Here is a 23,660-nt window from a genome sequence, read left to right as displayed (position 1 = left end):
ACTTTACTCCCTCTTGAATGGATTTATATAAAAATGATTACCTTTTTATAATATGTTTCGTTATGATTTTGTCATTTGTATCTTCTATTTTTAATAAATATATTCCTTCTTTAAAATCGGTCATATCTATTTGTCTGTTTTTAAATTGTACTATTTTTTGTCCTTGTAGGTTGTATATTTCGATTGATTTTATTTCATTTTCAACATCAATATTTAGAAATTGATTAACAGGATTTGGATAGAGTGTAATTTTTAGCGTTTTTGGATTAAATTCGGACGAAGATAAGGAAGTGTAGTTTAATGCGTTTTGATGCTGGTCTTTAATTAAATTGATTTCATATTCTTTTAAAACTCTATTATAAATAAAAAATTTATCAATAGAAAGATTTGCATTCTTAACGTTCATAAAGTTTCCAGCTGCATCTGTTCCACTTCCTATAGTAAATTTATCATTAAATTTATACAGGTTTGCTGCTTGAGTTATATTTGTTGACATTTTAAAAATTCCATCTTCGTAAACAGCTATATTAGTACTGGATCCTAATTTTGAAAAAGTAATTGCGTAGTGTTTCCATAACCCTAAAAAAGTAGTGTTTCGCAATTGAATTTCTGGCAAACTATTAGTGGCATCATATGCCGCTGAAATCCTTAAGCTCCCTTGTCTTTCTCTAAAATATTGGGATCCAAAAATTTCATAGCTTGTACTGTATAAAGTTGTTGCTGGTCTTGGTCTGTATTCCCAAAAACAGATTGTGTAATTTTGTTGGCTTAATGCGGTATTTAAACTTGTGTTATATATCAACCCTGTTTCGCTAAAAGAAACTGCTTTTCCTCCATCTATACTTGCGGCATATCCAATTGTTCCATTAGGTTGAAAATTATGTAATCCGTTGTGACTATTTAAATTATTTTCAAAATCATAAAATGCTACTAATCCATTATTTAAATCCGAATGGTATACGTATTCTTTGCTAATTTGATTTATTGTTAGGCAGGTGTCAAATATTTTTAAATCATCTATTCTAAATCCAACGGAGTTGTAAGTACTAACATCTTGTAAAAATTGACCGATTTTAAAAAGGGTTCCATTTGTATTCAAATTTATAGAGTAGCTAAATAATTGTTTTGAATTCCTATAAACTTTGATGTTTGTTCCATCATACGTCACGGTTAGTAAATAAAATTGATTGACATCCATTTCATCTGGCGTAATGGTTCTCTGATTTCCACTCCCACCACAAAAACTGGTTATATTTCCTGAATTAACCTCATCATGTTTTAACCCAAAAGATTCTAGAGAAGCTATGGAACCGTAATGAAAAAGCGGATTTTCTACTCCATTTATAGGAAATGAACGAACACGTATCATAACCGTTCTAGGATTGTTTCCTTGTGGTAGATTAGGAAGATTAGCCTGAACATTAAAAGTGCCGTTCACTTGTAAACCTATTGATCCATTATAACCACTTAGATAGGTAGGATTTGCTGTACTTACAACTCCTCGGATTAGGTACAAAACGAACAGTGTTGTTTATGTCTGATAATGTATTATCAAAATTAAAATGATAAATGGGGGTTTGCGCATTAACTAAAAGAGTAGTCCCTAAAACTAAAATTTGTAAAATTTTTTTCATGATAATTAAACTTTTAGTCAAAAATAGATCGATACAAAAAAAAATAAGGATTGAGTTTACCAAACCTTATTTTCAGTTAACATAATAATGTACTCAAAGTCTTGTTTTTTTAGAATAATAAGAAATATGTTTTGCTATATTATTTAACCCAGATTTCAAGAAAGTATTATTCTTTGACAAATGAGAGCTAACTTGCACTTGCGAGCAAAGCCTATGTAAAAAATGATGAATTTATCCCCTCCAAATTTTGGCTGAAATGTAAAAAGGCTTCCAAATGGAAGCCCTTTGAGACAATCAATGATCAAACACCATGTTATCTCGTATAGAATAATTTTAGCTAAGATATTACATTTCCTCGCATTTTAATAAAAAGAAAATTTATGAAAAGTTTCGAAAAAATGCGAATTGTAAATCCCAATGTGGCAGCAATTAATGTCGGATCACGTTCTCATTTTGTAGCCATAGGACAAGATAAAATCAAATTAGAGATTTTAATTTTTATCAATTACTTAAAATAAGTTAGATAGAATTCCGTATTAAAAATCTATTCAACTTTATTTTTCACAACGAAGTCTAATGTGGAATCTGTGTTAAAACTATTATTTTTTCAGAAACTTAGTTGTTCTAATTTCACCTTGTTCATCTTCTATTTTTATCGTATAAACGCCATTATTTAAACAACTGATATTTTCTTTTTTCTGGGTACCCAAAAAGACTTGCTGTCCTTGTTCATTGTATATTACCATCTGTTTTATATCACTTTCTATCTCTATATTTAAATCATCACTGGCTGGGTTAGGGAAAAGCAGTAGTTTGTCTTCTCTTTTTTTTTTGAGTAGGAGCTTCTTTCATTGTTCTATAACTTTTATACTCATAAGCTCCTCTATCAATTATCTGATTAACGATGCGTTGATTACCTGCTTTATCTCTAGTAGGCAGGGTTATACACGGAACTGAGTTGGTTCCTGTATCATAAACGGAAAAAGATGTTTTAGTTAGTGTAAAATCACCATTTAGCGGATCTTTAAATGGCTGATAATTGCCAACATAATTGTTATTATAGTACGCATTGAGTCTATAATTTTGTAAAATAGAATAATGTACATCAGGATATATAAAAACGGTTCCAACTGGATAGTTATAATCATCTACAAAAATGTCATGTCCTAATGTTTCCCATCGGGCATTATTTTGATGAAATATGGTATTATAAATACTGGCTAAAGATTCTCTAGCACAAATTCCACCGCCACCATTTTGAGCATAATTGCCAGAAAATACGCAATTTGTAATTTTGGGTTGGGATGATAACGCAAAAATAGCACCTCCTTTTCCTGTTGTAGAGTTATTCCAAAAAACGGTGTTAATTAATGTTAAATTAGTTCTAATATCGGGACTTCTTCCTAGGTACATTCCGCCTCCTTCTGCTTCTGCCCAATTATTTCGGATTGTAACATTAGAGATCGTATTTTTTGATTCAATAGTATATATTCCTCCTCCTCTTCTTCCGTCTATATCATGTCTATCTACCGTAATACAGTTTCCATAACATGATGCAACACCGTTTGCTATCGTAAGTCCATCAAGAGTTGCATAACCCGAAAGAATAACAACATGGTAAGCGTTGTCTCTAGACATTTGTTCAATACCTAAATCTCCGCTTAGTATACTTTCATTAGAAGCTAGGGATAAGTTTCTTTCGTTTAGACTTACTTCAGTTCCTGCAAAGCCTCCATAAATACTAATTACACCTGATATTACGAAAGCATTATGCTGATTATTGGGGGTAATTGTATTTAAATCGTCTGCTTTTCTGTTAGGTTTGTATGTTCCTCCTGCAACCCAAATTTGAGAATAACGTCTAGTATTTATTAGGGCTTGAAGATCTCCTGATGCGTCTGACCACGAGGTTCCGTTCCCTGTAGCTCCCGCTTTTATATAGCCAATTGTACCATAAGTTTGTGCGGTAGTTATGCCATAAAACAATAATGTTATTATGATTAGTATTGATTTGTTTATTTTCATCTATTTAAATATTTTATTATCTTTTATTCATTTTTTGATTTATTATAAACGCTCATAATTTCTTGTTGTAGGTTAGTACAATCTATATATTCTGGCGGGGTAACACCATTAAAAACAATTATTTCCCATAGTAGTCCCTTGGTAGAAATGGGGAATTGAATCCCCTTTTCGTAATAAAATTTAATGGTTTTCCAGATTCTATTTCCTGTACTATTGAATGAATGTTTTCGCAATATTCTTTAGCTTCATTAATATAAAAAATATTGTCATCTATAAAAGATAGGTATTCATCTTCACTCATGTTAAGTTGTAAACTATCTAATTGTTTTTGTGTAGGAATTATTATTACTACATCATAAGGGTTTATTTTATTTTTTTTAGAGTTTACTCGTTTTTCTTTTTTTATTCTTTTTGATCTCTGCCTGAATTTATTTTCTTTTACATGATTACAGGAATAAAAAATTCCGATAAAAATCATAGTATAAAAAAAGACTAAAAAAATTTCTAATTTATTTTTACTGATTATTTTCATTTTAATAAAAAGTTTTAACTGGCTCAGAAAACATTTTTATTTTTTTATTAATAGGTAAGTATCTATTCCTGCTCTTGACTTTGAATTATTTAGGTATTGCACTTTTAATTCATTGGCAGTTAGAGAGATTATTTTTAATTTATAAGAAAAATCTACTAATTTTAATTCGTTGTTTTCATAAACATAAGTTGTTTTATTAATTTCTGCCTGACAGTTTGAAGGTGTGATTGCTTCTGTATAAGATTTATTTAATTCTATTAATAGATAATCTTTTGATGTCCCACATTTATTAACATAGTCTCTAAATTGTTCTTGTCCTAATTCGTTATAATCTATTTTTTTAGAAAATTCCCATTTTCCTACTATTGTCGGCATAGGTATTTCATTCTTTTTTTCTTCTTCTTTAGAACAGGCGTTTGAAATAATGGTTACGACAAGTAGAAAAGCTATTTTTAATACATTTTTCATTTTTATATTTATTTAAATTTATACATATTGGCTTTATCACAAGAAATTGGATCCATCCCTGAATTAGCGTAATCAGTTGGAGGAGTTAAATAATTTTCTTTTAAGTCACCCGCTCTTAAATAGGCGTTTTGTTGTTCTATTTGCATATTCATAAATCCACAAGTCCCATCTATTTTTTTAAATACTGCTACGATAGGCATGATTCTAGAGGTTAATGTTTTTAGATATTCTCCATTTCCATTGTGCAAATTTTTATACTGAGGTTCCCATTCTCCTATTGAATATCCATAAATAGGTGTTTCTTTCCAATTGTAATCGGTTGTTCGTTTTTTTATAGCTTCTAATATCTCTTTTTGAGTGGGTACTTGCGCAGGTGTTGCCTTTTTAGGTAAAGAATTTCCAGCGGTATATGCTTCTTCTTTTTTCTTTTCTATATCTTGAAAAATCTGAGCGATTTTTGTTGCTGGATAGTTTTTAATTTTATCTTCCATACCTATTTTATAAAAGAATAAATATTGTTGTCCTTCAAATAGATTGTGCCCATAAGGATTTCCTCCAGAAGCTGCATAAGGCTCATCTGAAGCATAAAACAATCCCGGTTCTAGTTGCAACAATCCTCTAATTTCTCCTTTCTTCACACCCTCTACAGGGTTTTTACTTTGGTATTGAACATACGCAATATCTGGCATATAACATTCTCTGTAGTGTACTATTCCTTTAGACCGCATTTGTTGTAAAAGCATTGCTTTAGCTTTTCCGCTAATACCAGAACTAATCCAACTTGTATATTGTGTATCTATAATAGGATTCCCATTTTTCTTTTTAAAATGGTATCGGGTATACATATTAGCTTTACAATTTGAGTCATCAAATTCTAAATAAATTTTTTTAATGGCTAATATTTTATCATCTACTAAGCTTTTTATTCCTAATGGTATAGAAGCATAATAAATTCCGCTTGGTCCTTCTTTTTTAAAATTCTGACTTTCTAAAAAAGGATCCCCTGCATCTTCCTCTAGTGCTTTTAAATCTTTTTTATCAGGTATAATTGCTTTTTTTACATCACTTTCTGGTGATCCTAAAGCTTTTTCAGCCACTTTGTTTAACAATTTACCAAACTGAGCATGACTCATGGGCATGTTCGTTATTAATAACAATAAGAATATCGCTTTGATTAATTTTGTATTCATAGGATTTTTGATTTTTATGATACAAAAGTATGACGAGTAGTGCTTGTACTTTTGGGCAGTTTATAAAACCTGTTTTTCAGTTAACCAATAAATTTCGTTAACTCTAAGTCTCTTTTGGTTAACTGATAAAGTATTGTTGTAGTAAAAAATTTATTTTTGTTGTTATGCTTTATATAAGATTATTAACAATTATTATCTTTCTTTACTCTGTATCTTGCAAGGGACAAAATCCGTTTTATTATAAAATTGATCAATCAAAAGGATTGCCTTCTAATAGTGTGTATGACATTTTTCAAGATCATAAAGGCTTTATGTGGTTTGCTACAAATAAGGGACTTTGCAAGTACGATGGTAAATATTTTTTGACTTATACCAATGATAATCAAACATCTATTTCTGGATCTTCTATACAAGAGGACGCTTATGGTCGTATATGGTACAGTAACTTTGATGGTTATTTGTACTACGTTGAAAATAATCAACTAAAAAGTCTTCATAATACGAGTACAATTGGTTTTGTAAAATTTGGAATTACGGCAAAGCATCTTATTGTTTTACAAAAAAATTATATTGTTTTTTATGATTTAAAGAACTTAAATATTTATAAAAAAGTGGCCTTTAATACCCAAAAGTTATTTGCCACTCATTTTTCAAATTCTACATTTTATCTTTTAGGAGATTCTTTTACGGTAGTAGAGCCTAATCTATCTATTCAAATTTTTCCTATTCCTAAAGAGGTTTATAAAAATTATCCTGCTCCTATTTTACAAGAAAGCATGAACGGTTTATTACTTGTTTCTAAATATGCTGATTATTTTTTTGAAATTAAGAAGAATAAATTTTATAAACGAAAAATAACTGGAAATTTCACATTTATTCAAAATTTAGCTTTTGATAAGACTTTTAATTGGATTTGTACAACACAAGGTGCTATTAAGTCCCTTAACGGGAGCATTAATACACGAAATACTTATTTAAAAGATTTCAATATCTCGTATGTTTTTAAAGATAAAGAAGAAAATTATTGGTTTTCTACTCTTGACAAAGGTCTTTTATTAGTTCCTAATCTACATAATAACTTTGTCTCTTTTGACAAAAAACCACTAACCATCTCAACAAATGATGAATCTATTTTTATTGGATCTGCTGATGACAAACTATATAAAGGTGATCTTTGTTTAAAGAATTTCGAAAGAATATTTGATGGGAGAAGTAATCATGAAATATATTTTTTATCATCTGACTTACAGCATCTTTTTTTTACTTCTAATACTTTTAAAAAGATTAATTTAAAAAATCAACTAAAGGAAGAAAATATAATTGCTTTAAAAGATGCTCAAAAGCTAAATGAAAAATATTATGTATTTGCTGCAAGTGGCGTTTGTGGTTTGTTAAAAAATGCAACTAGTAAAAATGAATGGGATTTCTGGACTAAAAATGATACTCAAACTATTATTCCTATTATAAATGGGGTTCAAGGTAAATCAGCTACTTATAATCCTTTTAATAACACTATTTATTATGCCACCAACAATGGGTTGTTTGCTGTTGTTAAAGACAAAATATTTGAAATAAAGTTAAAAAAGGAAAAATTATTTTTTTCCAAAATAAAGAACATAGGAGATAAAATTTATGCTATAACCAGTACTGAAAAATTATACATCATAACTTCTGACAATCATATAACGCAAGTTTCTATACAACAATACATAAATAATGAATCTATTAATAAGATTAAATTTTTAAATTCAACATTATATATCATTACTTCTTTCAGTCTTTACTCATTTAATTTAAGGACTCATCATATTGAAAAAATAATTTCTATAAGTCCAGAGCATGAAATTTCAGATCTAATTGAATTAAATAACAATATAATAGGGGTAACTTCAAAAGGGTTTCTTTCTATTCCTAAGAAAAATAAAAGAAAAAATTTTCCTGCTAAATTAATTCTCAATTCAGCACTAGTAAATGGTAAACTAATCGATCTTGATAATTTGGGGCATTTACATTATACTGAAAACACCATTAACTTAAATTATTCTATATTATCTTATATTCCTAATCAGAAAAATAAATTATACTATTCAATAGATGATTCTTCTTGGATTTTGACAGATGAGGATGCTCGTAATTTATTATTAAACTCTTTATCTTCTGGTAAACATTCTTTAAAATTTCAAACGGTAGCCAATGGTAAAAAATCGGTTATAACAAAACTCACTTTAAATATTAGTAAACCTTTTTGGTTATCGTATTCTTTCATTTGTTTAGTGATTTTATTTTTTATAGGATTAATCTATTCCTTTTTAAAATGGCAATTAGCTAAAATAAAAAAAAGAAATCAGTTGCTTTTAGATAAGATCCATTTAGAAAAAAATGTAAACCAATCTAATTTGAGAGCATTAAAATCTCAAATGAATCCTCATTTTTTCTTTAACGCATTGAATACCTTACAGTCTTATATTATAGCTAATGAAAAAAATGAAGCAATTGAGTATTTGTCAAAATTTTCAAATCTAACACGTATTATTTTAGAGATGACAGATAAAGATTGGATAAATATTTCGGATGAAATTAAAACATTGAGATTGTATTTAGAAATTGAAAAAGCTCGTTTTGAAGACGATTTCTTATTTTCAATTAAAACGCAATCAGATCTTGATATAGATACAATAAAGATTCCTTCTATGCTACTCCAACCTTATGTTGAAAATGCACTCAAACATGGCTTATTACATAAAATTGGGACAAAGGAACTACATCTAAATTTTACTATACAAAATAAAGTTTTAAACATTTCAATTGAAGATAACGGAATTGGTAGAAAAAAGAGTCAAGAACTGAACGAGATTAAAAACAAAAAACATCAATCATTTGCTACTAATGCCTTACAAAATCGAATAGATTTATTAAATGAATATAATCAAAAGAATATTTCAATCGAAATTATTGACAAGTTAACGGAAAATCAATTGCCAAATGGCACTCTAGTAATCATTCAAATTCCTTTATAAATATGATAAATGCCATTATTATAGATGATGAAAAAAGAGCTCGATTAAATCTAGCTCTTTTAATAAAAGAATATTGTTCTCAAATAAACATAATAGCAGAATGTGAAAACTTACCTGAAGGTGTAAAATCTATTCGAAAAAACAAACCTGATTTAATTTTTTTAGACATTGAAATGCCCGGACATAGTGGTCTGGAATTATTGGATTTTTTTGATGAGAATGAAATAAATTTTAAAATTATTTTTACTACAGCCTATCAAGAATATGCTATACAAGCATTTAAATTTTCGGCCATAGATTATCTTCTTAAACCTATAAATCCTAAAGAATTAATAGATGCTACGACTCGTTTTACGAAAGAAAAAGACAAAATGGAAAGATATCAAATTTTAAAAGAAAATATAAAAGAAGATACTTTTAAAAAAATAGCGGTTCCATCAGGTAACAGTTTAGTTTTCATTGAAGTTCATAATATTTTACTTATAAAAGGAGAAGGTGCTTATTCCGAGATTCATTTTACCAATAATGAAAAATTACTTGTAAGTAGAAATCTTAAAAACTTTGAAGATATTATTTGTGAGCAAAAAAATTTTATTCGTATTCATAAATCTTTTATTCTTAACACAAATTATATAAAATCATATAATAAATCAGATGGTGGAAGTATTGAAACACAAAATGGTCTACATTTACCCATTGCAACAGATAAAATACAAACCATTTTAAAAGCTATAGAAATTATTAAACGCTAGTGTAACAAAAACCAACTGTTGCTAAATCATTCCAAAAATCGGGATATGACTTACTCACTACCTCGGCCTCTTCTATTATGATTGGTACTTGAAGAGCAAGTGGGGCAAAGGCCATTGCCATCCTATGATCTTGATAGGTTTTGATAATAACATTTTCATTAATAATTGTAGGAGGTTTTAAATGTAATGATTCATCCGTAATTATAATATCAGCTCCTAATTTAGTTAGTTCTATTTTTAAAGCTTCTAAACGATCTGTTTCTTTTATTTTTAAGGTATGCAAACCATACAAATCACATCTTACTCTAAGACCTAAACAAGTTACTGTAATTGTCTGAGCAATATCAGGACAATTGTTTAAGTCAAGGGATATAAACGCTGCGTGAGGTGTTTTTTTTGTTAATATTATGGAATTATCATTAAAAAGGGTTTCTACACCAAAATATTGATAGATTTTTACTAGTGCTGCATCGCCTTGTAAACTATTTTTTTGTAACTAGAAAGGGTTAATTGGGTTCCTAACTCCGAAAGTGCTATAATAGAGTACCAATAAGATGCTGAACTCCAGTCAGACTCTACTATGAAGTTTGAAGTTTGAAGTTTGAAGTTTGAATTAACTTTAATAATATTTTCTTCAAAAGAGGTCTGAATTCCCATTTCATTTAACAATGACAAAGTCATTTTAATATACGGAATAGAGGTAATCTGTCCTTCTAAATGTAATACTAAGCCTTCTTCCAATTTTGGTGCAATTAAAAGCAAAGCTGAAATATACTGGCTGCTTACATTGGCTGGTAACGCAACTTGATTTTTTTTTATTTTTCTTCCTTTTATTTTTATAGGAGGGAAACCTTCTTTTTCTAAATATGAAATTTCAACTCCTAATTGTTGTAAGGCTTCTACCAAAATTTTAATAGGTCGCTCTTTCATACGAGAAGATCCTGTTAGTATCATTTCTTTTCCTTCTTGAATTGCAAAAAAGGCTGTCAAGAAACGCATAGCAGTTCCTGCATGATGCACATCAACTGACTTTTCAGTTAACTCATTTAAAGCCTTTTGCATCACATCTGAATCATCTGAATTGGAAGTATTTTCTACAATAATACTAGGATATAGTGCTTGTAATAATAACAATCTATTGGTTTCTGATTTACTCCCTGTTATTTTAATCGTTTTTTGTTGGTTATTAACAACTGATTTTCGAAGTTTTATTTCCACTATTTAAATCTATTCAGATGATAAAAAATTTATTTACACAAATTCCTCTATACTTTGTTTTATTAAAATTGCCCTTCTTTAAAATATTGATTTTCAAATATTTTTATAAATGCAGCCTATAAAAACAATTGGAAAACTTAATACTATTTTAACTTTTCATTGTTATGATGACGATCATGATCTCGTTTTGTTTTTAAATCCATTTTTTTATCAAAGGCGGCTTGTAAATCAACACCTGTTTGATTAGCTAAACATAAAACGACAAAAACTACATCGGCTAATTCTTCTCCTAAGTCTTTATTTTTGTCACTTTCTTTTTCTGACTGTTCTCCATATCTTCGAGCTATAATTCTGGCTACTTCTCCTACTTCTTCTGTAAGTTGAGCCATGTTGGTTAATTCATTAAAATAACGTACACCGTGGTTTTTTATCCAATTATCTACTTCTTGTTGCGCGTTTTTTATATTCATAATTACCTTTTTTAAGTATTAAACAAAATTATCAAGATTCTAAAATAAAGTTCGAATACGTCATTTATTTCAAATTATAAATTCTATGAAACCTTTATCTTTTTATTTAAAGTTGTATAAATGATTCTTGTTATAAGTTTCTTTCCTATTCTTTATTTTTTGTATCAATTATTATGGTTACGGGACCATCATTTACTAAAGCAACTTTCATATCTGCTCCAAATTGTCCTGTTTGAACTGGTTTTTCAAGATCAATTTCTATTTGCTTAACGAATGATTCATATAGAGGAATGGCTATATCAGGCTTTGAGGCTTTTATATAGCTAGGGCGATTTCCTTTTTGGTTTGAGCATGTAATGTAAATTGACTTACTATTATAATATCTCCCTCTATATCCTTGATAGAACGATTCATAATTCCCTCTTCATCATCAAAAATACGAAGGTTTACAATCTTTGAACTTAACCAAACAGCATCTTCTTGATTATCTAAATCTTCCATTCCAACTAAGATCAAAAGTCCTTGTTTTATTTTTGCAACAACTTCTTTTTCTATAGTTACGGAAGCTTCTGAAACACGTTGAATTACAACTTTCATATCTATTAATATTTTGCGTTTGAATAAATTTTAGTTGATTTTATATGTTTGTATTTTACAATCTTTTTTAAACTTTTTCCTTTTATTTGTTTAAAAAGGAAGATAAAGAAACTATTTAGTACATTATAAATTTTTCAACTTAGTTTTATACCTCATCATTATTTTTATACCTCATCATTATTTTTATATATATCATTTCTGTAGGTTTCATCATCACCTTCTAAAATTTGCAGATATGAATTATATCTTGACCAAGCTATTTCATCAGCATCTAAAGCTTCTTTTACAGCGCAATGAGGTTCTTCTTTATGCAAACAATTATTAAATTTACACTGCTCTTTTAAAGCGAAAAATTCAGGGAAATAATCTCCTATTTCTTGCTTTTCCATATCTACTACTCCAAAACCACGAATACCGTGTGTATCTATAATTCTAGCTCCAAATCCCAGATCAAACATTTCGGCAAAGGTTGTAGTATGCTGACCTTGCTGATGTTGCTCAGAGATTTCTTTAGTTTTTAAATTCAATGTAGGTTCTAAGGCATTGACTAACGTTGACTTTCCTACGCCTGAATGTCCTGAAAACATAGAAGTTCTGTCTTTCATTAATGATTTTAAATCATCAATTCCTTTGCCATTTTTAGCCGAAACTCTTAAACATTGATATCCAATATTGGCATATACATACTGAAGATATAATTGATCATCAAGTGTTTTATCATCATAGGTATCTATTTTATTGAATACTAAAACAGCTTCTATACCGTAAGCTTCTGCTGTTACTAAAAAGCGATCAATAAAGCTGGTTGTTGTTACGGGATTATTAATGGTAACTAACAAAAATACGACATCTATATTAGATGCGATAATGTGTGTTTGTTTAGAAAGGTTTACGGACTTACGAACAATATAATTTTTTCTATCGTGAATCTTAGTTATAACTCCAACCGTTTGATCAGCAGAAGTTTCTAATTCATAATCTACACTATCTCCTACTGCTATAGGATTGGTACTTTTAATTCCTTTTATACGAAATTTCCCTTTTATACGGCATTCTAAAAATTGATTTTTTTCGGTTTTTACTGTATACCAACTCCCAGTAGATTTATAAACAATTCCTGTCATTTAAATTAACGATTGAGGATTAATGATTTTTAATTAAAAACAATTACAAATGTAGTTAAATCAAAAATCAAAAATCACGAATCCTCATTCTAATATATTAAGATTTATATACTTTCTCTTGATGAGCAATACTTTCTTGGTGAATCGATTTGAATATTTTTAATACAAATTCTTCACTTAGTCCTTTTTCTTCTCCATCTGCAATTATTTTTTCAAGAATTTCATTCCAACGATTATTTTGTAAGATAGCTACGTTTTTTTCTTTTTTAAGCAATCCTATTTGATCTACTATTTTCATACGTTTGCTCAAAATTTCTAATAATTTTTCATCTAAACCATCAATTTGTGCTCTAAATTTAGAAATACGTTGGTGATAATCATCTGAAGGTTCATCTATCTTACGGACTCTTAAATCTACAAACATTTGTTTTAAGTTTGGAGGGGTTACTTGTTGTGGTGCATCACTCCATGCTTGATCAGGATTACAGTGTGATTCGATCATTAATCCATCAAAATTCATATCAAGTGCTTGTTGAGAAACTTCTTCTATCATCTCTCTTTTTCCTGTAATATGAGATGGATCACAAATTATAATTAGTTCTGGAAATTTATTTTGTAAATCAATAGCTATTTGCCATTCAGGATTATTACGATATTTTGTTTTTTCATAAGTAGAAAATCCTCTATGAATAACGCCTATTTTTTTTATTCCTGCTTGGTATAATCTTTCCAGTCCTCCTATCCAAAGTGATAAATCAGGATTTACGGGATTTTTAAGCAATACAATTTTATCTGTATTTTGTAAGGCATCTGCTATTTCCTGAACAGCAAAAGGGTTAACTGTTGTTCGAGCACCTATCCAAAGTAAATCTACATCGTATTCTAATGCTAACTTTACATGTTGAGCGGTTGCTACCTCTGTTGCAATCATCAAACCTGTTTCTTCTTTCGCTTTTTTTAGCCATTTTAACCCTATTTCTCCTACTCCTTCAAAACCTCCCGGTCTTGTACGAGGTTTCCAAATACCTGCCCTAAAAATACTTACATCACTGTTTTTTAATTCATGTGCTACCGCTAGAACTTGTTCTTCTGTTTCGGCACTACAAGGCCCCGCAATTACAAGAGGATGATTTAATTTTAGATCATCAAACCATTTTCTATTTTCTTTCTTTATTTCCATTATACGTTCATTAAAATTAAATCATGATTATATATATTTTCATTCAAAGGCATATCTCCTGATTGATATTCACCTAAAAGTTTAAAATGAGTTGTCATTAATTCCAAAATATTTTTAGCTTTTTCAAAATAATAGTATTTTTCAAAAACTACATCCACAAAGAAAGAATATTGAAAAGGTTTCTCTATAATTGGGATTGATTGGATTTTTGTCAAATTTAATTTACAATTATTCATCACATTCAAAACAGTTGCTAAACCTCCCGGTGTATTATCTAATTCAAATTTAACAGAAGCTTTATTTACCTTATCTTTTTTTATATCGTTTTTAATTTTTCCTAAAATCATAAAACGAGTAATACTACTTTCCACGGATTGTATTTCTTTAGCTAAAATTTCTAATCCATATACTTCAGAGGCTATTGGTCCCGCTAAAGCAGCTATTCCTTTTCGCTTTTCTTCACTTATTCTTTTTGCTGTAATAGCGGTATCCGAACTTTCAATTACTTTAATATGCTTATTCTTTTCTAAAAATTTAGCACATTGTAGCAAAGCAATAGGATGTGAATGTACCTCTTTTATATCTTCTATTTTTTGACCAGAAAGAGCCATTAGATTAAGACTTATTTTTAAAAAGTATTCCCCTAACACGTTTAGTTGATTTTCATCTATCAAAGCATAATTAGGAATTAAACTCCCTGCTATAGAATTTTCTATAGCCATCACGCCATAATCTACTGCTCCTTTTTTTAATTGTTTGGCTACTTCCTTAAAAGTCTTACATTCAACTATTTCAATATTTTCGCCAAAATAATTTTGAGCAACTTGCTGATGAAACGATCCTCTTATACCTTGAATAGCTACTGTAACTTTCATACGCCTTTGATAAAAAATTAATAAAAAAAATCCCGAAGCTTTTTACTTCGGGATTGTATAGTATTGTAAATCTAAACTTATTCAGTTAACACCATAACAATCCCTCTCCTTTCCAAAAGAAGTAATAAAAAAAGTTGCTATACAATGTTACTAAACAGTTCATACGTTTTTTTTGCGTTTGGCTAAATTAGTATTTTTTTCAAAAAAGAAAACTATTTAAATCTTTTTGAGTGTTTTTCTTATTTTTGTCTTAAATAGTTAATAATTTATGTCTATAGAGGTTCAAAATATTTCTAAAAGTTATGGTTCTCAAAAAGCTTTAGACAATATTTCGTTTAAGGTAAACAAAGGTGAAATTGTTGGTTTCTTAGGTCCAAATGGGGCAGGAAAATCGACCTTAATGAAAATCTTAACAACTTATATCAATTCAGATGGAGGGCTTGCAAAAGTAAATGGATTTGATGTAAACACTCAAACAATTGATGTTCAAAAATCAGTAGGATATCTACCAGAACACAATCCTTTATATTTAGATCTTTATGTTCGTGAATATTTAAACTTTAATGCCGATGTATATAAGGTAAACCGGTCTCGCATAGAAGACGTAATTTCCCTTACGGGTTTAACACGTGAAAGTCATAAAAAAATCGGACAGCTTTCTAAAGGATATAGACAACGTGTAGGTTTGGCAACCGCATTATTACATAATCCAGCAGTTCTTATTTTAGATGAACCTACAACAGGATTAGACCCTAATCAGATCATTGAAATTCGCGATTTAATTAAAAATATTGGAAAAGATAAAACCGTTTTTCTTTCTACTCATATTATGCAAGAAGTAGAGGCTATTTGCGATCGTGTGATTATTATTAATCAAGGCAAAATTGTGGCCGATAATCAAATTGAACACTTAATTACTGAAGCTAATGAGCAAATAATAGAGGTTGAATTTGACCAAAAATTTGAAGAGTCATTGATTCATCAAATACCTAACATTATTTCTTATACTAAAAACGAAAATTACTGGGAATTAACCTTTAATTCGGAAAAAGATATGCGTTCTGACCTATTTGATTTTGCACAACTTAATGGATTAAAAATGTTACAACTTTCTCAGAAAAATAAAAACTTAGAAAGTATTTTTAGAGAAAAAACTAAATAACTTTAAAAAGAGGCTTTACAAAAAATCAAAATTCAAGGTGTAGCATCATATTACTTTAACCATAGAAAAAGTCACACTATCAGCATTATGTGATGTGATTTGCTTCGCCTATTCGAGCAAAGCCATCAGGTCTCCCTTTATCAAAATGATAAGATTATGACCTTTTAGAAAGCCTCTTTTCTTAAATTTCTTTATTTGCTAATTGTCCACAAGCAGCATCTATATCTTTCCCTCTACTTCTGCGCACTTTTACCACCACATCAACCGCTTCTAAAGCTTTTATATATTGATTTATTACTTGCTCAGATGCCTGCTGAAAAGCACCTTGATCTATTGGGTTATATTCTATTAAATTAACTTTACAAGGAACGTACTTACTAAATTTCACTAAAGCATCTATTGATTTTTTATCATCATTAATTCCTTTCCATACAACATATTCATAAGTTACTTTGCTCTTTGTTTTTTTATACCAATATTCTAAAGCCTCTCGCAAATCTGTTAATGGAAAATTTTTAGTAAAGGGCATAATTTGATTTCTAATTTCTTCAATGGCTGAATGTAAAGAAACTGCCAATTTAAATTTCACATCGTCATCTGCCATTTTTTTTATCATTTTAGAAATTCCTGATGTAGAAACTGTAATTCGTTTAGGCGACATTCCTAATCCTTCTGATGATGTTATTTTGTCAATAGCTTTCATTACGTTAGGATAGTTCATTAAAGGCTCTCCCATTCCCATAAAAACAATATTGGACAATGGACGATTATAATACAAACGACTTTCCGAATCTATAGCGGCTACTTGATCATAAATTTCACCCGGCTCTAAATTACGCATTCTCTTTAATTGAGCTGTTGCACAAAAATTACAATCTAAACTACATCCAACTTGGCTGGACACACATGCTGTTGTTCGGGTTTCTGTAGGAATTAATACGGATTCAACTACTAATCCATCATGCAAACGCACTGCATTTTTTACAGTTCCATCTTCGCTCCTTTGCATTTGATCTACCTCTATGTGTTGAATTACAAAATTTTGTTCTAACATTTCCCTAGTAGCTTTAGAAAGACTTGTCATATCTTCAAATTTATGCGCTTTTTTTTGCCACAACCATTCATAAACTTGATTTCCCCTAAAAGCTTTATCTCCTTTGGATACAAAAAATGTTCGTAATTCTTCCTTACTTAATGCGCGTATGTCTCTTTTTTCTATCTGCATGGAGCAAAGATAAGAATTCTTAATTTTTCAAATATCAAATCTTATATACTATTAACAAAGATTATTTTCTAAAAAGCTTCTTTTTTTATATGCAAGCATAATATTTTTTTCTTATATTTGGTCAAATTTACAATTATGGCAAAGACTACATTAACCGAATTATTAGATATAAAATACCCTATCATAATGGCACCTATGTTCTTAGTTTCTAATACAACTATGGTAATAGAAGGAATGAAAGCAGGAGTTGCGGGCTGTATACCAGCCTTAAACTACCGCACACTTGAAGAGCTAAAGAAAGCTATACAGGAACTAAAAGCAGCTAAAGTAAAAGGGGGCAGTTTTGGTTTTAACTTAATCGTAAACAAATCAAATATTAAGTACAAAGAACAATTAAGAGTTCTTTGTGAAGAAAAAAGTGGATTTTATCATTACTTCTTTGGGGAGTCCTGAGGAAACTATACAGGAAGCCCATAAAGCAGGTGTTAAAGTTTTTTGTGATGTCACGGATCTTAAATTTGCTAAAAAAGTAGAAAGTTTAAAAGCAGATGCTATTATAGCCGTGAACAATCAGGCTGGTGGACACAGAGGCGACGTAGATCCTGAAAAATTAATTAAATTATTAGATGAAAATACTTCTTTACCTGTAATTTCTGCTGGTGGAGTTGGATGCAAAGAAAATTTAGACAAAATGCTTGGTTATGGTGCCATTGGCGTTTCAATAGGAAGTCTTTTTATTCCTTCTATCGAAGCGGGAGTATCTCAAGAGTACAAGCAAGCTTGTGTAGATTATGGAGCAAAAGATATTGTAATGACTGAAAAAATTTCAGGAACACCTTGTACTGTCATCAACACCCCTTATGTTCAAAAAATAGGTACAAAGTTAAATTGGTTAGAACGTTTTTTAAACACAAACAAACGTTTAAAAAAATGGGCAAAATTAATTCGATTTATGATTGGTAATAACGCCGTAACAAAAGCAGCTACCCAAGCAACTTATAAAACAGTATGGGTTGCCGGACCAACGATAGAATATTCTAAATCAATTGAACCTGTACAAAAAATCATAGAAAGTCTAATTAAATAGAACTTCTAAAATAGGGGCTTGAAAAGTAAAACAAACACCTAGCCCATCAATTAGACAACAGGAAACTCGAGAGCTTTGTTCAAACAGGTGGGACAAGTCACATTATTAGCATTATGTGATTTTCCCCTTTGATTGAAAATGACAAGATCGCGACTTTTTAGGACAGCCTCTTTTTTTTATATAATACTTTGTATTTTTGCTCACTGTATTTGACAATTAAAAATTATGCATTTCATTTCAGAAGAATTAGAAAATTACGTAGCGCATCACAGCGAAAATGAACCTGAATTATTAGCTCGTTTAAACAAAGAAACTCATCAAAAAATACTACAACCACGCATGATAAGTGGTCATTTTCAGGGACGTGTTTTAAGCATGTTATCTAAATTAATTAGACCTAATGCTATTCTTGAAATAGGAACTTATACAGGGTATGCTGCTTTATGCTTGGCTGAAGGGCTTACTAAAAATGGTACACTTGACACTATAGATAATAATGAAGAGCTTTTCGATTTTCAAAAAAAATATTTTGATCAATCATCTTGGGCGGCTCAAATACAACAGCATTTAGGAAACGCATTGGACGTTATTCCTTCTTTGAATAAATCTTTTGACTTGGTTTTTATAGATGCCGACAAGGAAAATTACATTAATTATTTTAATCTCATTATTCCTATGATGCGTTCTGGTGGTATTATTTTATCAGATAACGTCTTATGGAGTGGCAAAGTACTAGAAGAAGTAAAGACTAATGATAAAAGCACCCGCGTTTTATTAGAATACAACCAGCTTTTGAAAGAGGATCCTAGAGTAGAAACTGTTTTACTCCCTATAAGAGATGGATTAACTGTGAGCAGAGTTTTATAAACTACTGCTCATTTTTTGTTACCCATTTACGATATAATATATTAAAGGACAGCCCTAAAATGCCCCCTACTACATAACCTGTTAAAATATCAATTGGATAGTGTAATCCTAGATAAATACGACTGTAGGCAAAAATTAAAGGAAAAAAGAAAAGTAGATACGCGTATTTATATTTTTTTTTAAGAATTAAGTATACAAAAACGGTAGTTGCCATAGAATTGGCGGCATGTCCTGAAAAAAAACTAAATGTATCACTACTTTTTACTATTCGTATCATTCCTTTTAATTCAGGAGTACTACAAGGACGTAGACGCTGAACTACTTCTTTTACAAGATTCGTAAACTGATCCGTTACAGCAACTAGTAAAGCAATAGTAACTATAACTATTAAAAAAGGCTTCCATCCACCTACTTTTTTATAGACTAAATATAACATAGCTATAAAAAAAGGGGTCCAATGAAATTGCTTCGTCACAAATAACCAAAAACCATCAAATGGTTCCGACCCTAAATTGTTTAAAAAAATAAAAAGTTGTTTATCTAATTCTATTATATGCTTTAACATTACATCTGGCGTTTTATAGGACCGGTTAAATCTTCAAAATTCTCTTTTACCTCATTTATTTCTTCTGTAATATCTAAAGGATTTTGAACCGGAACATCTTTCATGATACGATCTTGCACATTTTGTTTTATACTTTCCACTTCTTTAGAAAAATCAGTTGTCATCTGACTAATTTCTTTTCCAGTAGTACTGTTTTGAATTTCTGATTTAATATCATTGGTCGCATTTTTCAACTGCGCCATTCCTTTACCTAAAGTACGTGCTATATCAGGTATTTTATCTGCGCCAAATAACATGAGTGCTATGAAGATAATAAATATTAACTCACCTCCGCCAATTCCGAACATACTCTTTTTTTTTGCTTTTTACAAAGGTAAATAGAAATTTAATGAATACACGTTAAAAGAAATAAAAAACTTATCATTCTATATTTATCTGTTACAAAATGCCTAAACTTCTTTGAGTATAACTAAAAAAATAGATTGCTAAAAAGGGAGATCCTTTTTTGAAGTAATACAACTCATCCATAAAATTTCTGTAATCTTTTACATTAAGTCCATTTAGAAAACAAAGTAACTTCTAATTATTATACCGTTCAAAACAATGTTATATTAATTTGGCGTGATGAAATGTATTAATAAAGAGCGATTTTTCACAGTCTGATATCATTCGCAAGAAAACAAGTATAAAGAGAGTCAATACAACTCTCTTTATTTTTAATCAAATTTAGATTTCATTTCTTCTTTAGGCCAAGTATTATTATAAATATTTATGTCTGCTGTTTCTTCTTTAGGATCTACTTTTATTTTTTTGATAATTTTTTGAGTTGGGAAGACACGTGAGACTTCTTTATCATTTTTCAACCAAATTTGAGCTGGAAATTTATAATTTTCTATTGTTCCGTCTTCATAAGTGATTTCAACCAATAAAGGCATAACTAAACCTCCCGGTTTATCAAAAGTTACTTGATAAAAATATTTAGGGGCTATTAATTTAGCTTTTTCTTCTGTTGTGAAATTTTTATTTACAAACTCTTCTAATGTTTTAATTTCTTTCGCATCAAACGATTTATCCATTTCTGGTTTAAAATCAACGCTTGTTTTATCTATCATATAGACTTTAGGTCCTGATGCTTTAAAACGATTTTTTCGTGTTATTTCTTGTGCTTTAAGACCTACTGGCTCATCATTTGTTACAAAGAATTGTTTAACTTCTTTAACTCCTATATCATTATAATCTGTTGTATAAAACCACCCACGCCAAAACCAATCTAAATCAACTCCTGAAGCGTCTTCCATTGTTCTAAAAAAGTCTTCTGGAGTAGGGTGTTTAAATTTCCAACGATTGGCATAAGTTTTGAATGCGTAATCAAAAAGTTCGTGTCCCATGATCGTTTCTCTCAAAATATTCAAACCTGTTGCTGGTTTACCATACGCGTTATTTCCAAATTGCTTAATAACTTCTGAATTGGACATAATAGGTTCTATACCGTTTTGATCTCCGCTCATATAAGGAATAATCATTTTGGCTGGTCCTCGATCTGTTGGAAAATTAGGATCCCACTCTATTTCTGCTAAATATTCTAAAAAAGTATTGAGTCCTTCATCCATCCAAGTCCATTGACGTTCATCTGAATTTACGATCATAGGAAAGAAATTATGTCCTACTTCATGAATTATAACGCCCATCATACCGTATTTTAAATGATCTGAATAATTTCCTTTCTCATCAGGTCTTCCAAAATTCCAACAAATCATTGGATATTCCATCCCTTGATCTTGGGCGTTAACTGAAACCGCTTTGGGATAAGGATAATCAAATGTTTTTGCAGAATAACTCTTAAGTGTATGTGCTACTATTTTAGTAGAATATTGCTCCCATAATGGATTCCCTTCTTTTGGATAGATAGAGGTAGCCATTACCTTTTTTTCTCCTAACTGAACGGCCATGGCATCTAAAATAAATTTTCGAGAAGTAGATATTCCAAAATCACGTACATTCTCAGCTTTAAAACGCCATACTTTCTTTTTATCTGACCATGTTTTTTCTCTTTCTATTGCTTCTTCTTGCGTAGCAATAATCACAGGTTTATCAAACGTTTTTTCTGCTTGTAAATAACGTTGTAACTGAATAGATGTTAACACTTCTACTTTATTTTGCAAAGTCCCTGTAGCTTCCATAATATGATCCGCTGGTACGGTTATATTTACTTCATAATTTCCGAAAGGCAAAGCAAATTCTCCTTGTCCCCAAAATTGCATATTTTGCCAACCTTCTACATCATTATAGACTGCCATACGGGGAAAAAATTGTGCTAATACATACAATCGGTTTCCATCAGGAAATTGCTCATAACCACTACGACCACCATCAACCATATAGTTTCCTACATTGTACCACCATTTTATAGTAAAGATAAATTTTTGTCCTTTTGCCAAAGGTGTTTTTAAGTTAATACGCATCATGGTTTCGTTTATAGTGTACGGAACCGCTTGCCCTGCAACATCTTTTATATATTCTATTTTGAAACCGCCATCAAATTTTTCTTCCATATACGATCTAGAAAAGGCTCTAGCACTTATAGCAGGATCTATTTTTTTCGCTTTTTACCAGAGGTGTTTTAGATGTTTTAGAAAAAAGATTTTGATCTAATTGTACCCATAAATAATCTAATGATTCTTTTGCATTATTAGTATAGGTAATAGTTTCTATTCCATACAAACGCGCTTTTTTATCATCTAACTCAATATCCATTTTATAGTCTGCTCGTTGTTGGTAATATTCAGGACCCGGAGCTCCTGAAGCAGTACGATACATATTGGGAGTAGCCATCAGATCATACATTTGACGAAACTTACTTTGATCTGTATGAGTTTCTGATTTGGACTTACTTTGTAATTCTTGAGCCACTCCTAAAAAAGTAGAGAATAACGCAACTACTAGAGACGTTAATTTTTTCATTTTTTAATTAAAATTGGTTGGTACTTTAATTTTCTAATTTTAACTCAAATTCGGCATTGGAAATCTATTCCTCTTTATTTTCAACGAAGTCTAATGCGAAATCTGGGTTTAAAAGGCTAAAAATAAATTCTTTTTTTAATTTTCTTAAACATTTATCAATACTTTAACACTCCATTTATATTATTACCTGAAAACAAAAAACTATTTTTAATTCCTTTATTGTTTATATGAATAATATTTTGTTGTTCATCATTCAATTCTAAGAGAGCATTATTTTCTATTTCAAGAACTTTTAGTTTTGATATGTTTTCAATTTTATAATATCCTACTAAGACATTTGCTTCTATTTCTTTTTGTACAAAATACAAGGTTTCTGATTTTCCATTTATTTTTATCTTAAATGTTTCTTGTATATATTTTTTCATAAACACTACATCTTTTTCTGTCTCTTCTTTTTCTCCTAAAGCAGTTTTTACGTGGTATTTAGATAACAAGGCTTGATTAAAATCATCTATAAAAATTCGGGTTATTATCTGAAGTCTTTTTTTTTCAGGCACATAACTAATCTGATATATAGACACATAAAACTTATGTATCATAAAGGAGCTTAAGAACAAAAGGGTTATTAAAAATAACGTAATTTTTTTTATCATTTTATAAAAGTATTATTTTGAAGGGCAATTATTTCTTTGTATTTAAAGGGTAAATTAA

20 protein-coding genes and 4 pseudogenes are annotated in these 23,660 nt (G+C 29.8%); 6 read left to right on the top strand and 18 right to left on the bottom strand.

Annotated features, from left to right (window positions below; all coding sequences use genetic code 11):
* Nucleotides 1-37 precede the first annotated feature (37 nt).
* Both JJC05_RS11465 and JJC05_RS11460 read right to left on the bottom strand, forming a co-directional pair.
* Entirely contained in the window at nt 38-1,516 is a 1,479-nt protein-coding gene (locus JJC05_RS11465; protein ID WP_235877420.1) for a LamG-like jellyroll fold domain-containing protein, read from the bottom strand.
* Entirely contained in the window at nt 1,458-1,634 is a 177-nt protein-coding gene (locus JJC05_RS11460; protein ID WP_235877419.1) for a hypothetical protein, read from the bottom strand. The genes JJC05_RS11465 and JJC05_RS11460 overlap by 59 nt, the downstream gene beginning before the upstream one ends.
* 380 nt (nt 1,635-2,014) lie before the next feature.
* On the opposite strand from JJC05_RS11460, the gene JJC05_RS11455 reads away from it, so the two are divergent.
* On the top strand, nt 2,015-2,152 hold the full coding sequence (locus JJC05_RS11455) for a hypothetical protein (RefSeq protein WP_164849063.1): 138 nt from the start codon (nt 2,015-2,017) through the stop codon (nt 2,150-2,152).
* Nucleotides 2,153-2,233: 81 nt separating this feature from the next.
* On the opposite strand, the gene JJC05_RS11450 is transcribed toward JJC05_RS11455, so the two are convergent.
* From JJC05_RS11450 to JJC05_RS11430, 5 genes are all read right to left on the bottom strand, one after another.
* Nucleotides 2,234-2,380, bottom strand: a complete 147-nt coding sequence (locus JJC05_RS11450) for a T9SS type A sorting domain-containing protein (RefSeq protein ID WP_258928746.1) — start codon at nt 2,378-2,380, stop codon at nt 2,234-2,236.
* Nucleotides 2,381-2,429: 49 nt separating this feature from the next.
* A complete protein-coding gene (locus JJC05_RS11445) occupies nt 2,430-3,659 on the bottom strand; it encodes a hypothetical protein (RefSeq protein ID WP_235877418.1) in 1,230 nt (409 codons plus the stop codon).
* A gap of 118 nt (nt 3,660-3,777) precedes the next feature.
* The gene (locus JJC05_RS11440) at nt 3,778-4,191 is read right to left on the bottom strand and encodes a hypothetical protein (protein WP_235877417.1); all 414 of its coding nucleotides are present in this window, start codon (nt 4,189-4,191) and stop codon (nt 3,778-3,780) included.
* A gap of 36 nt (nt 4,192-4,227) precedes the next feature.
* Nucleotides 4,228-4,659, bottom strand: a complete 432-nt coding sequence (locus tag JJC05_RS11435; RefSeq protein ID WP_127823822.1) for a lipocalin family protein — start codon at nt 4,657-4,659, stop codon at nt 4,228-4,230.
* Between the two features lie 8 nt (nt 4,660-4,667).
* Entirely contained in the window at nt 4,668-5,849 is a 1,182-nt protein-coding gene (locus JJC05_RS11430) for a hypothetical protein (RefSeq protein WP_235877416.1), read from the bottom strand.
* Nucleotides 5,850-6,112: 263 nt separating this feature from the next.
* Between JJC05_RS11430 and JJC05_RS11425 the strand changes: the two genes are divergently transcribed.
* Nucleotides 6,113-8,866, top strand: a complete 2,754-nt coding sequence (locus JJC05_RS11425) for a sensor histidine kinase (RefSeq protein WP_235877415.1) — start codon at nt 6,113-6,115, stop codon at nt 8,864-8,866.
* A gap of 2 nt (nt 8,867-8,868) precedes the next feature.
* Entirely contained in the window at nt 8,869-9,618 is a 750-nt protein-coding gene (locus JJC05_RS11420; RefSeq protein ID WP_105196479.1) for a LytR/AlgR family response regulator transcription factor, read from the top strand.
* On the opposite strand, the pseudogene JJC05_RS11415 reads toward JJC05_RS11420, so the two are convergent.
* The 6 genes and pseudogenes from JJC05_RS11415 to JJC05_RS11390 all read right to left on the bottom strand — a co-directional run bounded on the left by JJC05_RS11415 (nt 9,608) and on the right by JJC05_RS11390 (nt 15,082).
* A pseudogene (locus JJC05_RS11415) lies at nt 9,608-10,836 on the bottom strand (3-phosphoshikimate 1-carboxyvinyltransferase). The gene JJC05_RS11420 and the pseudogene JJC05_RS11415 sit on opposite strands and share 11 nt — an antisense overlap.
* A 143-nt stretch (nt 10,837-10,979) precedes the next feature.
* A complete protein-coding gene (locus JJC05_RS11410; protein WP_105196481.1) occupies nt 10,980-11,306 on the bottom strand; it encodes a nucleotide pyrophosphohydrolase in 327 nt (108 codons plus the stop codon).
* 145 nt (nt 11,307-11,451) lie between these two features.
* Nucleotides 11,452-11,903, bottom strand: a pseudogene (gene dtd, locus JJC05_RS11405) (D-aminoacyl-tRNA deacylase).
* A gap of 164 nt (nt 11,904-12,067) precedes the next feature.
* Complete coding sequence (gene rsgA, locus JJC05_RS11400; protein ID WP_235877414.1) at nt 12,068-13,027, bottom strand: ribosome small subunit-dependent GTPase A; 960 nt, start codon at nt 13,025-13,027, stop codon at nt 12,068-12,070.
* Nucleotides 13,028-13,124: 97 nt separating this feature from the next.
* On the bottom strand, nt 13,125-14,207 hold the full coding sequence (locus tag JJC05_RS11395) for a bifunctional 3-deoxy-7-phosphoheptulonate synthase/chorismate mutase type II (protein WP_105196484.1): 1,083 nt from the start codon (nt 14,205-14,207) through the stop codon (nt 13,125-13,127).
* Complete coding sequence (locus JJC05_RS11390) at nt 14,207-15,082, bottom strand: prephenate dehydratase (RefSeq protein WP_105196485.1); 876 nt, start codon at nt 15,080-15,082, stop codon at nt 14,207-14,209. The genes JJC05_RS11395 and JJC05_RS11390 overlap by 1 nt, the downstream gene beginning before the upstream one ends.
* Before the next feature lie 268 nt (nt 15,083-15,350).
* On the opposite strand from JJC05_RS11390, the gene gldA reads away from it, so the two are divergent.
* Nucleotides 15,351-16,244, top strand: a complete 894-nt coding sequence (gene gldA, locus JJC05_RS11385) for a gliding motility-associated ABC transporter ATP-binding subunit GldA (protein WP_105196486.1) — start codon at nt 15,351-15,353, stop codon at nt 16,242-16,244.
* A gap of 181 nt (nt 16,245-16,425) precedes the next feature.
* Here the strand turns inward: gldA and rlmN are convergent, their stop codons facing one another.
* Nucleotides 16,426-17,469 (bottom strand): dual-specificity RNA methyltransferase RlmN, encoded by a 1,044-nt coding sequence (rlmN, locus tag JJC05_RS11380; RefSeq protein ID WP_088391371.1) that lies wholly within the window; start codon nt 17,467-17,469, stop codon nt 16,426-16,428.
* 135 nt (nt 17,470-17,604) lie between these two features.
* On the opposite strand from rlmN, the pseudogene JJC05_RS11375 reads away from it, so the two are divergent.
* Nucleotides 17,605-18,490 (top strand): annotated as a pseudogene (locus tag JJC05_RS11375) (NAD(P)H-dependent flavin oxidoreductase); the annotation flags it as partial.
* Between the two features lie 291 nt (nt 18,491-18,781).
* Nucleotides 18,782-19,423 (top strand): O-methyltransferase, encoded by a 642-nt coding sequence (locus JJC05_RS11370; protein ID WP_235877413.1) that lies wholly within the window; start codon nt 18,782-18,784, stop codon nt 19,421-19,423.
* 1 nt (nt 19,424) lies between these two features.
* Here the strand turns inward: JJC05_RS11370 and JJC05_RS11365 are convergent, their stop codons facing one another.
* The 4 genes and pseudogenes from JJC05_RS11365 to JJC05_RS11350 form a co-directional block, all read right to left on the bottom strand.
* The gene (locus JJC05_RS11365) at nt 19,425-19,988 is read right to left on the bottom strand and encodes a phosphatase PAP2 family protein (protein WP_105196488.1); all 564 of its coding nucleotides are present in this window, start codon (nt 19,986-19,988) and stop codon (nt 19,425-19,427) included.
* Entirely contained in the window at nt 19,988-20,335 is a 348-nt protein-coding gene (locus tag JJC05_RS11360; RefSeq protein ID WP_105196489.1) for a twin-arginine translocase TatA/TatE family subunit, read from the bottom strand. The genes JJC05_RS11365 and JJC05_RS11360 overlap by 1 nt, the downstream gene beginning before the upstream one ends.
* Before the next feature lie 369 nt (nt 20,336-20,704).
* Nucleotides 20,705-22,949 (bottom strand): annotated as a pseudogene (locus JJC05_RS11355) (M1 family metallopeptidase).
* A gap of 155 nt (nt 22,950-23,104) precedes the next feature.
* A complete protein-coding gene (locus JJC05_RS11350) occupies nt 23,105-23,602 on the bottom strand; it encodes a DUF6702 family protein (protein ID WP_105196491.1) in 498 nt (165 codons plus the stop codon).
* Nucleotides 23,603-23,660 lie beyond the last annotated feature (58 nt).

The sequence above is a fragment of the Flavobacterium davisii genome (genome assembly GCF_019565505.1).
In the GTDB taxonomy this organism is placed as follows: domain Bacteria; phylum Bacteroidota; class Bacteroidia; order Flavobacteriales; family Flavobacteriaceae; genus Flavobacterium; species Flavobacterium davisii.
Note: the sequence above shows the minus strand (reverse complement) of the source record. Positions and strands in the feature narration are given on the sequence as shown.

Coding starts and splice junctions, on each gene's coding strand:
- JJC05_RS11460 (WP_235877419.1), bottom strand. CDS start 1,634: ATGAAAAAAATTTTACAAATTTTAGTTTTAGGGACTACTCTTTTAGTT.
- JJC05_RS11455 (WP_164849063.1), top strand. CDS start 2,015: ATGAAAAGTTTCGAAAAAATGCGAATTGTAAATCCCAATGTGGCAGCA.
- JJC05_RS11450 (WP_258928746.1), bottom strand. CDS start 2,380: ATGGTAATATACAATGAACAAGGACAGCAAGTCTTTTTGGGTACCCAG.
- JJC05_RS11445 (WP_235877418.1), bottom strand. CDS start 3,659: ATGAAAATAAACAAATCAATACTAATCATAATAACATTATTGTTTTAT.
- JJC05_RS11440 (WP_235877417.1), bottom strand. CDS start 4,191: ATGAAAATAATCAGTAAAAATAAATTAGAAATTTTTTTAGTCTTTTTT.
- JJC05_RS11435 (WP_127823822.1), bottom strand. CDS start 4,659: ATGAAAAATGTATTAAAAATAGCTTTTCTACTTGTCGTAACCATTATT.
- JJC05_RS11430 (WP_235877416.1), bottom strand. CDS start 5,849: ATGAATACAAAATTAATCAAAGCGATATTCTTATTGTTATTAATAACG.
- JJC05_RS11420 (WP_105196479.1), top strand. CDS start 8,869: ATGATAAATGCCATTATTATAGATGATGAAAAAAGAGCTCGATTAAAT.
- JJC05_RS11410 (WP_105196481.1), bottom strand. CDS start 11,306: ATGAATATAAAAAACGCGCAACAAGAAGTAGATAATTGGATAAAAAAC.
- rsgA (WP_235877414.1), bottom strand. CDS start 13,027: ATGACAGGAATTGTTTATAAATCTACTGGGAGTTGGTATACAGTAAAA.
- JJC05_RS11395 (WP_105196484.1), bottom strand. CDS start 14,207: ATGGAAATAAAGAAAGAAAATAGAAAATGGTTTGATGATCTAAAATTA.
- JJC05_RS11390 (WP_105196485.1), bottom strand. CDS start 15,082: ATGAAAGTTACAGTAGCTATTCAAGGTATAAGAGGATCGTTTCATCAG.
- gldA (WP_105196486.1), top strand. CDS start 15,351: ATGTCTATAGAGGTTCAAAATATTTCTAAAAGTTATGGTTCTCAAAAA.
- rlmN (WP_088391371.1), bottom strand. CDS start 17,469: ATGCAGATAGAAAAAAGAGACATACGCGCATTAAGTAAGGAAGAATTA.
- JJC05_RS11370 (WP_235877413.1), top strand. CDS start 18,782: ATGCATTTCATTTCAGAAGAATTAGAAAATTACGTAGCGCATCACAGC.
- JJC05_RS11365 (WP_105196488.1), bottom strand. CDS start 19,988: ATGTTAAAGCATATAATAGAATTAGATAAACAACTTTTTATTTTTTTA.
- JJC05_RS11360 (WP_105196489.1), bottom strand. CDS start 20,335: ATGTTCGGAATTGGCGGAGGTGAGTTAATATTTATTATCTTCATAGCA.
- JJC05_RS11350 (WP_105196491.1), bottom strand. CDS start 23,602: ATGATAAAAAAAATTACGTTATTTTTAATAACCCTTTTGTTCTTAAGC.